14 protein-coding genes and 1 pseudogene are annotated in these 14114 nt (G+C 33.7%); 1 reads left to right on the top strand and 14 read right to left on the bottom strand.

Going from position 1 to position 14114, the window contains the following annotated elements:
• Window positions 1-15: 15 nt before the first annotated feature.
• The 13 genes from HMPREF0873_RS00680 to HMPREF0873_RS00620 form a co-directional block, all read right to left on the bottom strand.
• The gene (locus tag HMPREF0873_RS00680) at window positions 16-867 is read right to left on the bottom strand and encodes a Sir2 family NAD-dependent protein deacetylase (protein WP_008713757.1); all 852 of its coding nucleotides are present in this window, start codon (window positions 865-867) and stop codon (window positions 16-18) included.
• Entirely contained in the window at window positions 839-1618 is a 780-nt protein-coding gene (locus HMPREF0873_RS00675; protein WP_038125341.1) for a protein-ADP-ribose hydrolase, read from the bottom strand. Before HMPREF0873_RS00675 ends, HMPREF0873_RS00680 begins: the two co-directional genes overlap by 29 nt.
• Before the next feature lie 108 nt (window positions 1619-1726).
• Entirely contained in the window at window positions 1727-2494 is a 768-nt protein-coding gene (locus tag HMPREF0873_RS00670) for a putative quinol monooxygenase (RefSeq protein WP_008713755.1), read from the bottom strand.
• 10 nt (window positions 2495-2504) lie between these two features.
• The gene (locus HMPREF0873_RS00665) at window positions 2505-3845 is read right to left on the bottom strand and encodes a radical SAM protein (protein WP_008713754.1); all 1341 of its coding nucleotides are present in this window, start codon (window positions 3843-3845) and stop codon (window positions 2505-2507) included.
• A gap of 129 nt (window positions 3846-3974) precedes the next feature.
• Window positions 3975-4460 carry a prolyl-tRNA synthetase associated domain-containing protein gene (locus tag HMPREF0873_RS00660; RefSeq protein ID WP_008713753.1) on the bottom strand — a complete coding sequence of 162 codons (486 nt, stop codon included), beginning with the start codon at window positions 4458-4460 and terminating at the stop codon, window positions 3975-3977.
• 66 nt (window positions 4461-4526) lie between these two features.
• Entirely contained in the window at window positions 4527-5549 is a 1023-nt protein-coding gene (locus tag HMPREF0873_RS00655; protein WP_008713752.1) for a DMP19 family protein, read from the bottom strand.
• Window positions 5550-5605: 56 nt separating this feature from the next.
• Window positions 5606-7114: an SMI1/KNR4 family protein gene (locus tag HMPREF0873_RS00650; RefSeq protein WP_008713751.1), complete on the bottom strand. Its 1509-nt coding sequence runs from the start codon at window positions 7112-7114 to the stop codon at window positions 5606-5608.
• Between the two features lie 29 nt (window positions 7115-7143).
• Complete coding sequence (locus tag HMPREF0873_RS00645; RefSeq protein WP_008713750.1) at window positions 7144-7614, bottom strand: hypothetical protein; 471 nt, start codon at window positions 7612-7614, stop codon at window positions 7144-7146.
• A gap of 47 nt (window positions 7615-7661) precedes the next feature.
• A complete protein-coding gene (locus HMPREF0873_RS00640) occupies window positions 7662-8021 on the bottom strand; it encodes a hypothetical protein (RefSeq protein ID WP_038125340.1) in 360 nt (119 codons plus the stop codon).
• A complete protein-coding gene (locus HMPREF0873_RS00635) occupies window positions 8014-8433 on the bottom strand; it encodes a hypothetical protein (protein WP_038125339.1) in 420 nt (139 codons plus the stop codon). Before HMPREF0873_RS00635 ends, HMPREF0873_RS00640 begins: the two co-directional genes overlap by 8 nt.
• Before the next feature lie 28 nt (window positions 8434-8461).
• Window positions 8462-9523 (bottom strand): ankyrin repeat domain-containing protein, encoded by a 1062-nt coding sequence (locus HMPREF0873_RS00630; protein WP_008713746.1) that lies wholly within the window; start codon window positions 9521-9523, stop codon window positions 8462-8464.
• Between the two features lie 220 nt (window positions 9524-9743).
• Window positions 9744-10379: a DUF6037 family protein gene (locus HMPREF0873_RS00625; protein WP_038125337.1), complete on the bottom strand. Its 636-nt coding sequence runs from the start codon at window positions 10377-10379 to the stop codon at window positions 9744-9746.
• Window positions 10380-10423: 44 nt separating this feature from the next.
• Window positions 10424-10840: a hypothetical protein gene (locus HMPREF0873_RS00620; protein ID WP_038125336.1), complete on the bottom strand. Its 417-nt coding sequence runs from the start codon at window positions 10838-10840 to the stop codon at window positions 10424-10426.
• A 207-nt stretch (window positions 10841-11047) separates the two neighbouring features.
• Here HMPREF0873_RS00620 and HMPREF0873_RS00615 point away from each other — a divergent pair.
• A pseudogene (locus tag HMPREF0873_RS00615) lies at window positions 11048-13333 on the top strand (TonB-dependent receptor).
• A 106-nt stretch (window positions 13334-13439) separates the two neighbouring features.
• Here HMPREF0873_RS00615 and HMPREF0873_RS00610 read toward each other — a convergent pair.
• A complete protein-coding gene (locus tag HMPREF0873_RS00610) occupies window positions 13440-14093 on the bottom strand; it encodes a DUF4304 domain-containing protein (protein ID WP_008713737.1) in 654 nt (217 codons plus the stop codon).
• Window positions 14094-14114: the final 21 nt, after the last annotated feature.

Genomic DNA, 14114 nt, shown 5'->3' with positions numbered 1-14114 from the left:
TACATTAACTCCTTCTTAAGATAACAAATCATTCAATACCTTTTGTATGTCTTTATTAAATAATACTGTATTTTGCTGAATATCAAATGGAATCGATTGTTTTTCAATATTAACTGGTACATATAGTGTGTCTATATTGTCATGTGCCATCCGCATAAATGGATATTTGATAATCATCGGCGTATTATAGCCAACACCAAGTTCTAACAATACAGTTTTCTTATCTTTATAATTCTCTATAAAACTTGCATATCGTTTTTGAGCCGCATACCAACCTTCGTCTTGCACAAAGGCACCGTCGACACGTAAATTCATCGTCATTAGTTCGCCACATCTAGGACAGTGAGGAATTAATTCTGTAGGAATTTTCATATCCTTTTGTTCTTTCACCATACGACGCACTTGTTCTTCATTATCATAAGTCTTTTGATGACATGGCTCAGAGCATTGCCACAAGCCATAATCACCTTGCATATAATAAAATCTATTTTTATCCACTCCAGCAAATTGCATTTGATGATCTACATTAGTGGTAATCACAAAGTAATTCTTATTTTGTAATAACTCCATCAACCGAATATAAGGTTCACCTGCTAAAATATCATAGCGATTATAGAAGATATGACGGCTCCACCACGCCCAATATTCTTCCATGCTTTCAAATGAATAGAATCCACCAGAATACATATCTGTGATACCGTACTTTTTGTGAAAGTCATCGAAGTATTTATGAAAACGTTCTCCACTATAGGTCAGACCCGCTGCAGTAGACATACCGGCCCCGATACCTACGAGTACCGCATCAGCTGTATTCAAAAAATCTTTTACACGTTCTATATTATCCCAATAATTTGTTGTAGGTTTCATAATCTATATCCTTATATACATTAAATACCACTTGTATTTTACTATTAGTTTCTTTTAAATACCTACGTACCGTATCGATAGCAATTTGGGCCGCCAATTCATTAGGAAATCTAAACTCACCAGTAGAAATGCAGCAAAATGCAATGGAGTTCAAACTATAAGCATTAGCTAGCTCCAAACAAGATCTATAGCACGATGACAATTGTTCTTTTTCTAAGTCTGTAACAGTATCATAAACAATAGGCCCTACCGTATGGATAACATGACTGGCAGGTAAATTAAAACCATAGGTCATACGAGCTACACCTGTCTTTTCAGGCATATCCATATACTCAGTCATCCTAGCACAGGCCATACGTAACTCAATACCAGCAAAAGTATGAATGGCATTATCAATACATTTGTGATTCGGTAGAAAACAACCGAGCAACTGCTCATTAGCTGCATTGACTATAGCCTTTACCGCTAGACGCGTTATATCACCTTGCCACAAATAAATTTGTGGTTCTCGTTCTTCCATATCATTAATCGTAACGATGCCTTTTTCATGAGCCAATGTATTTAAGTATTCATCCTGTATCTTCATCCATTCAGCGGGCATGGCTCCTGCAGGACGAATATTACAAAGTGCTCTAAATAGAGTAAATTGTTCTTCTTCATTTACTGGAATATCTATATGTTCCTTATATTTCTCTTTATATTCTGCTACTAATCCCTCTAAAAGATAGTGCAATCGTTCTTGCTGTGTCATATATAACTCCTGAATAGAATTAACTAGATTATAACCTATTATATAGTAAAAAACTGCTAGCACATAATATGCTAGCAGTAACTTTACTGATTAGTATTGTATCAAAGACTAAGGTCTGACAAAAGCTTGCCCACCATGGTTTACGAGGATATCCCCATCTAATACTTTAGTAGTAACCCCTTGTAGACTACCTTGGATTTGGCTCATCATAAAGCGATAGCCTGGACTATTCAAGTGTTTAGTAAGGGCTTCCTGATCGCTATAGATCTGAATGACATACCAGCGATTTTTTGCATTTCTTTCACGAAGCACATAACCAACCTTATAACCCACATCATCACGAACGGCACGTTCCATATCGAGTTGATATTGTCGTTGTACCGTATCGATTTCATTGCTATCAACAGTAAACTCAGTTAAGGTCACTACTGCCTTACCATCATTTACGATAGATAATGCATCTTTCTTTTCAAATAAAAGTACAGACTGTACATCATACATCTTACGATTTGTTAATTTAGAACCGACTTCATTAACAAATGCTTGATAATGGTCAGATTTGCGATGTGTTTCAATAGCAGCTAAATCTTTATAGATTTCGACTACATAAGACTCCGATGGATTACCCTTTACATGAGCCACATTCATGGATAATGTATTAGGTTCTTTTTCCATAGATGCTGTCAGATTAACTACACCTGCACTATTATAAGTTCCTTGTAACTCTACAGGTACTTCGAAACGATACATACCTACACTAGGTGCTGTATCAACTGATTGATCTCGCTCCATAACAAGAGCTGCAAAAGATGTGCTTACACCTAATACTGCTATGGCAGATGTTAGTACAATACGTTTTAATAAATTTTTATTCATACATACTCCTTTACATATATCTTGATAGCTTCTCAGCAAACAAACCGATACGCTTATAAGTTAACAACTCACATACTTTTGATGTAAATTGTCCAAATCTACGATAAAAGAAATTAAAAGTTAGATATGCTGGTATTGTACCGATAGTTTTAGGCATGCGACGAAATATATTTTTTATGGAATATAGCTCTTTATAGATCCAAAGATACCCTTTTTCTAATTCTTCTTTAGACATACCAAGTGGCGTTACAACTACGTGAGACGTATTGTATTTAGACAAATCATAATCAAAAATTCTATTTTGAGCTGCCATTCTCTTGTAGAATTCAGTACCTGGGTATGGTGTGACAATATGTGATGTAATCGTATCAATTTTCTGGCTAATAATCCAATCTAACGTATTTTTAAAAGTCTCTGGTGTATCTCCATCTAAGCCAAATACAAAGCTAGCATTAACCATGATACCACGCTTATGTAATTCGTTAATAAGTCGTTCAAACTCTTCACGATTATTTTGCATTTTATGAACGCTAGATAAAGATTGAGGGCTGATACTTTCAAAACCAATAAATAAACTCTGGCAACCAGTCTCTTTCATTAAATCCATCAATTCAGGGTATTGTCCTATTTTCATAGTAACCGCTGCATTCCAGTTTAACTTCAAAGGTTTAATACGTTCTAAAAACTGTTTAGTCCAAGAAATATTACCAATAAAATTATCATCAATAAACATAATATGTTTTGTACCTAATCTTTTGATATCTCTCAACACATCCTCTATATTTCGATTAATATATTGGTGTGTTCCAGAACTATTATAGCAAAAATCGCACTTATGAGGACAACCTCGACTAGTAGAAACAACGTTATACCATAAATAATCGGTCTTATCTATCAAATCATATGCTGGTGATGCAATATCATCTCCAGATTCTAAGGGCGCAGAAACATATTGAGATTGCAATCGACCATGTTTAGCATCTTCTATAATTTGAGGCCATGTATTTTCTGCGAAACCTATACAAAGGCTATCAAATGCCTCCTTAGGTACAGTATCGAATGCTGTCGTAATATGTATACCACCAGCAATCACCTTAGCCCCTTTCTTTCTATATAGAGCTGCAATTTCTATTGCTCTAGGCAATACATCAACAGTCACCGCGATGCCTACTAAATCAGGTACATCATTAAAATCTATTTCTCTAATATTTTCATTTTCAATTGTGATCTCACACTCATGCCGAATAATATTAGCCACAGTTAATAAGCCTAAATGTGGGGACATACGTATTTTTAAATCTGTATCCATAGGACGCTTCAACATACGTGGTTGAATCAATTTAACTTTCATATAAAACCTCTTATATAACAAATGGTCTTACATTATTATAAAAGATTATGAGTTCTTTTGCATATAAAAACATCCTATTTATGAAAACTATATTGAGTAATATTAGTTCCAACAAATAGGATGTTACGCTTATATTGTTATATATTCAATAGTTGTACCATGCTCTTCAATAAGTTTAACTAGTTCTTTACCTTGAAGCCACACGGTCGCATCATTTTGGTTCGGATGTATGCCGATTAAATTATTCTCGTAGTCCGCGTCAATATAATAATGAACCTTATGGTCCTCATCATGGAGCAAGCAAAATGGAGATACATGACCTGGTTTAATCTTCAATATATCCCATAGTTCTTCTTCGGAACCAAAGGAAATTTTTTTAAGTTTGTGATCTTTACGAAATTGTTTTAAATCTACACGCTTTGATCCACGAACGGTAATTAAATAGTAATGCTCCCGCTTATGGTCTCGAATAAATAGATTCTTCGCATCCCACTCAGGATACGGCAACTGCACATTTGGCTTATCGTCCATACTAAATAATGGTGCGTGATCTGTAATTTCAAAATCGATATGATGGTCACGCAAACAATCATATACACCTTGTTTATCTAACATGTAATACCTCTAATACATAGTATAATCTTAGTGAAAGCAGCCCCTCATATAGGTCTTACTAACACCTTATTCTGACACTTTATAGGTTCCATCAAATACAAATAGTTCTGGATGTGCATGTACGAATGTATCTTCATAGATTCCATCATATTCATAGACCACATCATCTTTTGCGTCGAGGAAATCGAATAGTTCATCCTCGTTCTCCCAATCTTGTAAAATAGTCCATCGCTCAGCTCTATCAAATGGAACAGAGCCGCCAAAGTAATCGATTACGGATTGTAAATTATCTGCTAATATATCCATCTTGAAGAGGCGTAACCCCGCAAGAGCATCTTCCCATACGATGCCTGTAGAGTTATAGAAGAATTGATGATGTCCCCCATTATTAACCTCTGCAAAGTACCAGCATATGGCGTTAAGGTAACGTTGCTCCAAGGTAAAATCCTTTGCAGACTCTATGTAATCATCATAGGAACCATAGATATTGATTGTCCAGTAAGCAGGCTCATTGATAGTCCACATATCATCTGTTGCTTGTATTTCTTCAACAGTAATAGTTCGATGACGAGGTACGCCTCGTCTTTTCTTTTGTTTTTCTGCTACGTACTCATTATAGGCAGTACTCAAATCAGGATAATCAGCTTCACATTTTTCAAAGTCCATGCCCATGTAGCACATATCGATAACTTCAAAACAATATGATTTTATATCATCTCGGCTTTCTTCTATAGCTAAACGTATACCCTTATCGACTAACGTTAGCATCTGTTGCATATTATTTGATGTGTACGCTTCACTATTATCTAGCACAATAGACCCATATGCATAGGCACAACGGTAATACCACACCGCATCACGATGCTCTTTATCAATAGACTCTAATACCTTGATTGCCTCTTTTTCATTGTCATTATTGTTATAGGCTCTACCAAGCTCTCCTAATAACGGTATAGAGAGATTTTCTACACCTACACCAGTTAACACATCAATGATCTCTTTCAAGTTCCCAGTATCATTAAGGTCTTTTATTTTTTCTAGTTTCTCCACATCAGATAGAGATTCAAAATCTTTAACAGTTAACGCCATTATGCTTCATCCTATCAAATTACAAATATAGTTTTATAGTTAACAGTATCTAACAGTTAACTACCACAAACAATAAAGAATACAGGTATACCAGCTTCGTTATCTATAAGCCCATAACCTTCACATTCATGACCTTCGTATTCAATACCTTCAAAAAATACGTGATCACCCAGTTCTTTATTAGCCATTAGATTATGCAATTTAAAGAGCAGTTCTTCTCTAGCAAAATATGTACCATTATCTGCAATGAGATGAGCCATAATTTCTACTTGCCACATACCATCTTCTTTATCGTCTTCGAGTAGTTCTTCATCGGTTACACGTTCATTACTAAAGAGTTGGTTTACACTTTCAATCCAAGCTTCATAGGTTACTAAAATTTCTGGTTCTTCTAATATGTCAGATTCACTTTCATCATCTTCATAATCTTTTATATTTTCATTGTATTCTTTTGAAAAAGCCTCTCTACTATATGTATGTTTATTAAATGTCCAATGTACTTCATCATAAGTAGGATAGTTATCTTCTTCACATTCATTAACGTCTTCAAGATCTCTACTTTCAGTAGTATTTGTTTTGTCCTTCTTACCAAAGACACTCTTAACTGCTTCAAAGATCATAGGGTAATCCTCCTTGTACTCTTTTGGTTTAATTTTAAATAGTAAATATTTTACTACCTCACAACACCAGCCAAGCTCTTTCTCTAAATGGGCTTCTTTCGTCATTTTCACGGCTGTCTCAATTAACTGTAATGCTTGTTGTACATGTTCAAATTCGTAGCTTTTACCACACCCTAACGATGCATGAGCATAGCCCTTACGATAATACCAAGACCAATCACGATATTTCTCTTCAAACCGGTCAAATAATTCAATAGCCTCTTTCGGACGACCATTATTGTTATAAATACGACCTAACGTATTTAGTAACATAAGAGATAAATTATCAATACCGATATTGGTTAAAAGTTCAATAGTCCGTTTGATATCGAGATCCGCTTGCTCATTAATAAGCTTAACCTTTTCATCATCACTTAGAGCTTGAAACTCTTCATCCGTAATCTCTTCTATGCTTATATATAATTGCTTAATAAAGTCACCAAAGTTATCGGCTAACAGAGTAATTGAGTAATCTCCTTCTTGGTCGACACGAACTACCTTAGGCTCACCTGTTGGACCGCACTCACGATAATCGAGGAAAATCATATCATGACCACCAGAAATGGTATTGGCTATAACGACACCGATAGGAGGATATTTACATTTCGAGGTCCAAAACTCATTGCCAAACTCCCCAAAGAGAGAATACTTTTTATCTCTATCAATACCATATATACCAGTTAGATTTACACTTTCACCATCATTATTAATAAAGCAGTTTTTATGTAACACACCGCCATTATGATGCTTAAGTAATTCAATATATGCTGCAGGTAATGTATAACCTAGCTCAGCTTCAGCATCCTTAATATCCTTATCAGTAACAGGTTTACCTATATAGGATTCGAATGCATAGTCACAATCATTCCAAAATCCGAACCAATCAAAGTCTTTTAGATTACTCATAATACGCTCTCCTAGCTAAATAGATTATTTTAACCAAATGGTTTCTCATCAGTGGCATATTCTTTAATTAAATCTTTTACCCTGCGTCGTATCAAAATGGTATCAACAATATAGGAAAAAATGATATAAGGAGATACATTTATAATCGCTATAGGGGCTAACATAACTGCTACTCGCAATAGGTCAAGTGAATATGCATACCATTTAAAATCAATGGTATTTAAAATTGGTTTAACATATTCTATTACGTTTACTTCCCATTGCATTAACGGGTTTAATTCATCACTTGTTCCTAATAGCCAAACGAAACTTACAGCAAAGATCAAACAATATAATATGCCAACAGGAATTAATACCTTCGCTCTCTTTTTTAACAGATTACGACAAATCTCATCTTCTTCCTCTACTGTTACATCATATACCATATTGCATTGAATCTGAATCCGTCTAAATCGATAGCGAATATACTTATACAAAAAGTTATTCGGTGTATATAACATAGTAGTCTCCACATATAAGTCATAATAGACAAATCATTGAAAATATATCACCCGTCTATAGCAAAGTAGTGTAAATCTTTAAATTCATCATCCCGAAATGTAAAGGAAAAGATGTGCGTATCATCAAAGGTTTGCTCGCAATAGGTCACAGCATCTCGATCTGGTTCAATAATAGGCATACCTATCCGTGTTTTTACTTCATCAATAGTTACATCGCCATACCAATCTCTTATTTCGTTATAGATGAAAATAGCAATTATATCTATATTCTTATGGTAATTGGCAGCTAATAATTTTGCAATTTCTACATTAACATCCGTTGGAACCTCATCCCAGCAAAATTGTATTCCTTCATAATACAAGGTGTATTGTCTTAACTGTTCATCATATTTTACATGATTAGTCATTTTCAGTATCCGGTACATAGCTTTCCGTCTTAGGTCTTAAATCTAACACGATTTCCCAACTATCTAATGCTGGCACCTTATGATGTGCGATAAAATCTGCTATTATCTGTAATACCTCTTGGGGACCTTGCTCATTTTTACCATATATAATAGCGCCTTCCTCACCATTATTGGTTACACTAATTTCTGTATGTAATAAATCAGTATCTTCATCACTGCAAACTTGTAGAAAATTATACAGTTTATTATCTATGAGGATTTTATTTGATGGTGATACAATCACAAAATCTTGCTCTTGATCCTCAATAGCATAGAGATTTTGCTCAACTTCATTCAGTGTAATCCCTTCATATTTATAAGTACCTACATCAATTGACCAATCAGTATATGTTTTATCGAATTCATCTACCATATATACAGACTCTCCTTTATAACACATATTAAAATAAACTTTTTAATTGACCTGACATATCCGCCATAAATTCATCAAATTTACAAAGCTCTCGTAACTCTTGATGTTCTATATCATAGCAACTTATCTTCTTAGTTTTAGAATCCCACACAATTTGGAGATCATTATACTCGCCTAGTTCTTTAGATAAACGTAATAGATTACGACGTCCTAATTTAAAAGGAATCGTATCAATAAGTGGGAAGAACTCTATGGATATAAAATCGGTGTCTGGTAATTCAAAGTAAAGAGTATCGCCCTCTAAAAAATTTACTAATGCTTTTGGTAATTTAAAAGGCTTTAATTGATCCATCTTATTCTGTATATCATGGAACTCAGCAGGCTCTAAAGCTTTAAAATACTCGGCCATTTTCATATCGCCTTTTTCAATGGCAATGCTATAGGGACGCATACCATCCTTTTCCGTAATGGTTACATCAGCACCATGTTCTACCAAGTATTTACACATCTTTAAGTCTACATACCGAGCCGCAACGCACAAAGGAGTCGGCTTAAAGGGATATACAGAATCAGGCTTGTTGTAGTTAATGTCTACACCATTATGAATAAAGAAATCTAGAACCTTATAATTACTATTTGTAATGGCATTTCTGAAAGCTTTACCGCCATATTTCTGTACACTATGGCCTAAGTCATGAATAATTTGTAGGTTCTCATATTTCTTGCCATATAAAGCAGCTTGAAAGGCATCTACTTTCACACGGTTCAAAGCATGAACATTGGCACCATGATCTACAACATAGTCTATAATCTCTTTATTACCATACCGTACAGCTAACAAGAAACTTGGATTTTCTTCATCATTTAGATCTACGCCATGCTCGACTAACCATTGAATACTTGGCAAGCAACACATGACAAGAGCTAATTCTAAAGGTGTATGCTCACTATATTCACCAATTTCTATAGGTTTATTAATATTCCAACCATTGGCTAATTCATTTTCTAACACGCTAACATTTCCTGTTACAATATCCGTTACAATGTGAGGCACAGATTCAAATGTACCTAAATCTTTTAACTCTATCATGTCTCTCTCCCATGAACTATATTTTTAAAATGATTATCACTAATTACATTATATTACATTTATAAGTATGATTGTATAGTAAAAGCCCCTCGTATAAGCGAAAGGCTATCATATACCAAATACAATTCTAAAATCTCAATTTATCTTTTCATAACGAAATAACAAGAACATTAATAAATTTTAATCCATGCACATTTAAAAATTGCATTCCACAGATAGTCTATTTACCATGACGCTTGGCAACTTGACAGATAATCTCTTCATCACTCTTTTCATCACTTGGATTAGGAGAAAAATAAAAACTAAGATTCTGATCTTCTCTATATTTATAATATAAAAAAGATCTTAAAGTACGAGCCTTATTACTATTTTCTATAGTTCTAGTATTCTTATGACCATTTGTACTCCCATTACGTTTAACATCATAACAAAATATTGCATCAGGATTATTACCTTCACATCTTGAACCTTCTAATCTCCTAAGCAAATCGCTCTTTTCCTCTATTTTCTTAACAGGTATAAACTTTGCAAAAATTTTCGAAAAATCAATAAATAAGTCACGATTAGCATCGCTTCTATTGATATTAAAAAATTTAGCGAACTCATCTCTACTATTAAAATATATTTCCCAAAAATCTGCATAAGCATGAATAGAATCTTTAACATTATTGCCTCTAATAAATTCTAATTTTACTTTTGCATAATCACTTGGTTTTCTCTCCTTTTCGTTATACACTTTAAGAATAACTACATAATTTTCACTCTTATACTTAAACCAAAAAGTATCGATTATCCATTCATTTTCCTTCATACTCTTTAATAACTTTCGAAGATTTTCAAATCTAACCTCAGCCACAAAACGCACCACCTTCTATTTTGATAAAACTAATCTTATAAATATTATCTAACAGCGTCAAACTCTTCACAATTCAGTTTTGCTTTTAAATCTCTAAAATATATTTTTTGTTGTCGTTTCAAATATAAGCTTATAAATGGCTTAAGTATTGATTTTTTAGAGACAATATTTTCTGTAAAATCTAGAATCGTTTTATCTCCCTCCGCATAAAATTTTCCAACCCAAGTACCCTTAATATTTTTATTTTCTATCTCAAATATCCATGACTGGTATTTAATACATTCTGTAATTTTAAAATAAGTTTCAATACCATCCTTTGTAATCTCTATAAAGCTATGCTCATCTATAATTCTTACATCTTTTAAATCACTTCTCCATGAATAATCATTCAGATTTGTCACTGTATCCCATACTATTTCTATTGGACATATTAATGTAGCTTTTAAATTAGAAACTGCCATAGTAATCACCTCAAATATATTAAAAATACACATAATCAATAAAAGATGGATTAAACTCTTTAACCTACTTACATATCTCTACAAGCCCATTAGTAAAATTCATATTAATATAAGTAGTATTCATAATATGATATTATTCAGAAACATATTACAATGCTATACTTAAATTAGTGTATTTTTATATATTTTATATAAAGGGTTGTGTATATGAGAAAAAGTAAATGTAAGAAAAAAACAAGTGGTTGCAATCAAACCATTACATCGAAAGCTCTATTATTTTCCATGATTTTAACGGCTATGAGTGGTCAAATTGTAAATGCGATTGACAAGAATGTAACAGATGAACCTGTGACATTACCAACTTATAATGTGACTGTGACCGCTACAAGAACAATGGAAGACATTGTAAAAACACCTAGTTCTGTTTCTGTTGTAACAGCGGAAGATATTGAAGCGCGAAGAGCTGATACGGTAGCAGATGCTTTACAAATGTTGCCTGGTGTTTATAAAAGCCAAAAAGCCAATGGCGGCTTACAAATCCGTGGATTTGACTCTACAAATACATTAGTACTACTTAATGGTGTACCAATGAATAATACATTTAATAATAGTGTTGATTGGGAAGCTATACCGGTACATTCAATTGAACGAATTGAGCTAGTACGTGGCCCTAGCTCTTCTTTATATGGTGGTAGAGGTGTGGCAGGTGTTATCAGCATACAAACGAAACAAGCAGAACCAAAACAATCCGTAAAAGACATTCATTGGCATGGTCAAGTTGGATATGGCTCTCATGGAACACTGAATAACGAGTTAGGCTTTGACGCTCGTGTATCAGATCGTGTTGCTGTTGGTATGTCTTTTGAACAAAGACGTACCGATGGATATCCAGGTTTCTTCATTACTGGCAAAGCAGCAAAAATCAAACCTAATACAAAAACAGTGACACCTGATAATCCTGTACCACAAACCAAAGATGGTGCCTATCTATTAGGTAGTCGAGGTAATAAGTCATATAATAATAAAAGTCTTTCAACCTATATAACGATGAATCTACGTGACAAGGAAGCTTTAACATATTCATATCTATACACAAAAAATAGATATTCCTATGAAAATCCTATGAGTACGATTACAGTAAATGGTAAACCAGTTTTCTCAGGAAACATCAAAATAAATGATCAAAAATATGTGGCTCTTAGAACAAGTAGATATTTAGGCTATGATGGATTGAAAGAATATCACGCTCATAATTTACAATATAAAAATGACAAGAGCAAATTACAAGTTATTTTTAATGTATTGGATCGCAAGAAAGACGGATTCTCTAGTCCTAATAGTCCAAACACACCAAACTATAATGGACCTGGCGATGACTCCTTCTACCCTGGAAAAACAATTAACTTAGATGTACAAAAAATCTGGGACCGTATGGGTAAACATACTCTTGTTGCTGGATTAAACTGGAAAAAAGAAAACTTTGATCAAAAACGAAGAGAACTAACAAATTGGAGAAATCATTCCTCTTTTGATTCTACAACATATCCAGGTGGATTGTATGAAATTAACAAAGGCGCTACTAACAATCTAGCATTATTCATACAAGATACTTATCGACCTAATAATGATTGGGCAATTTATACAGGGCTTCGTATAGACCGATTTAAAAAGTACCATGGACAACACGTTACGTATGATAAGGTTAATAAAAAATATGACACCGTAAATCATGGAGAAGGCGCCTATACAGAATTGAGTCCTAGATTGGCTATTGAACATTATTTGAATGACTCTTTGAACGTGTATGCTTCTTACGGACACTCCTTTAACCCACCTCCATTGAGCCAAGTGTATCGATATAGTGATATTGTAAAAGCCAATCCTAACTTAGATCCAGAACGGTCTGACTCATTTGAAATTGGTCTAAAAAAAGAATGGAATACAAAAACAACATTAAATGTATCTGGATTCTATGTAAAAACAAAAGACAAAATAAAATATGTAACCTATTATGATCGTAATGGTGATGTAGATTATAAAATGTATAATAATGTGGACCTAGAAACTCGCCGTGGTGTAGAACTAGAAGTTCGACATAAATTATCATCAAAATAGTCTGTATTTGGAAATTATACTTGGCAAATGGGCCGTATTAAACATAAAGAACTTCCTAATACAAATACTAACGAATATACGGAAGTAAATTATGATATTCCTAAACATATATTCCATGCAGGGCTTGAATATACTAGTGGCAAATGGAATGCACTTTGGGATACTCAATATGTAAGTCGTCGTCAATCTGTAGATGACATTACTGGTCAATATGGTTCTGAGGATAGTTACTTTATTTCTAATATAGCTATGAATTATAAGTTCTCTAAAGAGGCGACATTGCAGTTTGGTATTCAAAATGTATTTAACCGCATATTCTTTAATGATGAAGCAACAGCCGGTCGTACATACTCCGCAAGTATGAAGTTTAAATTCTAGTAATCATTGGTCAAATTATAGTAAAAGCCCTTCATATATGATATGTACCCCCTTTACTGGATAACCAGTAAAGGGGGTACATATCACTATGCGAAGGGCTTCCCTATTATTTGTCTATTTCAAGTCCATTGATAAAAGCAAACTTAACCATATCAGCTCCATAAAACTCTCCTTCATCTAATAAGATACTTTCCTTCGGCAAGTCTTTCAAATGATTATAAAAGCCAATATATTTACTTCTTAACTTATCTTTTTCAATTATCTTATTAAAATACTGCTGAGCCTTAGCTTTCCCACCAAAGTGATAAATATAATACAGTAAATTATGTTCAATTATATCTCCATCTATAAACTTTTCAATATTACTTTCTATATCTTCAAAATCATCAAATATTGGTATGATATGTTCCTCAAGTAATTTGCTAACTTCATCTACAGTATACTGATAGCTTGCTCCTGCTAATTGCCACCAATGCCAAGCTTTTCTATTTAATAAGCTTCCAAGTTCTCCGCCATAAACAAATCCATTATGATAATTAGCCTTCTTCATATCTTTTGAATAAATAAAAATATGTGGAACAAATTCTACACTACACGCATAATTATTTCTATTAGCCTGAAAATAGATTTCAAATGTAAGATCTTTATTTTTAGAGATTTTCTTTAACTTCTGACCTTTGCCGGTCACCTTAAAATCTGGAAAATGACTCGCTATATCCTGCCACGCTTTTTCACATACTTCTCTAGGCTTCAATGTCATACTAATACTCCTCAAATATCT

The sequence above is a fragment of the Veillonella sp. 3_1_44 genome, from assembly GCF_000163715.1.
Classification (GTDB): Bacteria; Bacillota; Negativicutes; order Veillonellales; family Veillonellaceae; genus Veillonella; species Veillonella parvula_A.
Note: the sequence above shows the minus strand (reverse complement) of the source record. Positions and strands in the feature narration are given on the sequence as shown.

What these genes read in the sequence shown, in the direction of transcription:
- HMPREF0873_RS00680 (WP_008713757.1), bottom strand. Translation starts at nt 867, where the DNA reads ATGAAACCTACAACAAATTATTGGGATAATATAGAACGTGTAAAAGAT.
- HMPREF0873_RS00675 (WP_038125341.1), bottom strand. Translation starts at nt 1,618, where the DNA reads ATGACACAGCAAGAACGATTGCACTATCTTTTAGAGGGATTAGTAGCA.
- HMPREF0873_RS00670 (WP_008713755.1), bottom strand. Translation starts at nt 2,494, where the DNA reads ATGAATAAAAATTTATTAAAACGTATTGTACTAACATCTGCCATAGCA.
- HMPREF0873_RS00665 (WP_008713754.1), bottom strand. Translation starts at nt 3,845, where the DNA reads ATGAAAGTTAAATTGATTCAACCACGTATGTTGAAGCGTCCTATGGAT.
- HMPREF0873_RS00660 (WP_008713753.1), bottom strand. Translation starts at nt 4,460, where the DNA reads ATGTTAGATAAACAAGGTGTATATGATTGTTTGCGTGACCATCATATC.
- HMPREF0873_RS00655 (WP_008713752.1), bottom strand. Translation starts at nt 5,549, where the DNA reads ATGGCGTTAACTGTTAAAGATTTTGAATCTCTATCTGATGTGGAGAAA.
- HMPREF0873_RS00650 (WP_008713751.1), bottom strand. Translation starts at nt 7,114, where the DNA reads ATGAGTAATCTAAAAGACTTTGATTGGTTCGGATTTTGGAATGATTGT.
- HMPREF0873_RS00645 (WP_008713750.1), bottom strand. Translation starts at nt 7,614, where the DNA reads ATGTTATATACACCGAATAACTTTTTGTATAAGTATATTCGCTATCGA.
- HMPREF0873_RS00640 (WP_038125340.1), bottom strand. Translation starts at nt 8,021, where the DNA reads ATGACTAATCATGTAAAATATGATGAACAGTTAAGACAATACACCTTG.
- HMPREF0873_RS00635 (WP_038125339.1), bottom strand. Translation starts at nt 8,433, where the DNA reads ATGGTAGATGAATTCGATAAAACATATACTGATTGGTCAATTGATGTA.
- HMPREF0873_RS00630 (WP_008713746.1), bottom strand. Translation starts at nt 9,523, where the DNA reads ATGATAGAGTTAAAAGATTTAGGTACATTTGAATCTGTGCCTCACATT.
- HMPREF0873_RS00620 (WP_038125336.1), bottom strand. Translation starts at nt 10,840, where the DNA reads ATGGCAGTTTCTAATTTAAAAGCTACATTAATATGTCCAATAGAAATA.
- HMPREF0873_RS00610 (WP_008713737.1), bottom strand. Translation starts at nt 14,093, where the DNA reads ATGACATTGAAGCCTAGAGAAGTATGTGAAAAAGCGTGGCAGGATATA.